General features: G+C 39.0%; 2 protein-coding genes. Both read right to left on the reverse strand.

The window, feature by feature from the left end; translation table 11 throughout:
* The coding region (locus AC1DUA_RS37455) for a spore germination protein (RefSeq protein ID WP_477504548.1) at positions 1-555 on the reverse strand (555 nt) is incomplete at its 3' end.
* Between the two features lie 646 nt (positions 556-1201).
* Positions 1202-1430 (reverse strand): DUF5662 family protein (locus tag AC1DUA_RS37460; RefSeq protein ID WP_477504549.1); only part of this gene is annotated, 229 nt, incomplete at its 5' end.

Raw genomic sequence — 1430 nt, forward strand, 5'->3', positions numbered from 1 at the left:
GTTGCGTATTTGTTCCTCTACTCGCTGAACTAACTTTCGATCCGAAAATTCTTCGAGATAAACAATTGCTACGTTCGTTTTTCGAGTTGTTCCGACTTCATGAATCTTGACCTTTAGTAGATTCGATCTGAGCTGTTCCCGAATAATCCCTATATTTGAATCCAGATCTTCAATAAAAGAGGCCATTGTCCCTTGAATGACACTTTCACTGCTAGGCGCTTGAACGGAGCGATTTAGTTGCTTTGGAATGGGTGCAATAATTAAACATGCTGATGTTTTAGGATCAAAAAGCGCGAGTTTTCCTGAGAGAATTGAAGTGACGACGGATTGCGGATTTTTTTGCCATTCCCCATGAAGACCACTTAATCCACTTTGTGATCCAGATTGTTCTGTTTTCGTTTCAATTGATAATTTAGCAATAGTTCGGGGAACATCGATCATCGAACGCATTCCCCATAGTAGAATCTGGGACCCAAAAATGATTTCTTCCTGCTGGAAGAAATCATCGTTGACACTCAACTGCTCCTTTATGTAATCGTACACGGTTTCATTCACCGATCCCTTCACTCAAACCTCACCTTCAAATTTATATTTTGCCCTCAATTTATAGATATATACGTAGCGTCAAATGTAGTCCAGATTGTTCAGTTGTAGAATAGATAGAATCAATTTCTAGTTTTAATCAGTTAAAAGTTTTATTCAACAGCGCGGTTCCATAGCAATAATGAGCTCTCTCAATGAATGCAGGCTCMGTACTCAGACTTTGCTTGCGGTTAATTGAGACTTCTGTTTTATATTATCAGTACCTCCACTTCAATATAAAACAAAAACTATTAAACATATTGGAAGTTACCGTTTAACGTAACGAGACTGCCTATTTGCGGCAGCCTCGACTTGTTGCATATTAAACTCATTTTTGCTATCGAATACATTATCATTGCAATCGATTGGTTTTAAGCCGAATCCTCAATAACAAACCCACCCTTATCAGCGTCAATGCTATGCTATACTGCCCGTCCCTCGGTTTTAATGGTTTATCTAACATATATAAAACCAAAATTGAAATTTTCTGTTTTTAAACTCCTTTGGTAGACCAAGCATTTTCCCTATAATTATAACAGATATTGGAAGTATCCTATCCGTTAGCGGGGTGAAGAGCTGCCACGCGGCAGCCCTTCACTGTTTAACTATCGTTCTTACATTAGTTGAATGGCTTTGCTTCTCCCTCGGTTGACTTTGGGGGTCGAACTTCCCTTTTGTTCATCATAATTGTCTCAAGTGCTCTTCTTGTATCTGGGTGTATCACTATCTTTTCAGTAAAGTCTAGCGTTGATTCTTTAACCTTTCGCCCCCATTTCCTTGAAAAAGAACGCCAGTCGCAAACCATCTCGATGATATATTTGTTAGGCATGGGAAGTGCTTCATTAGTG

This window comes from Paenibacillus sp. 01T422, assembly GCF_056398785.1.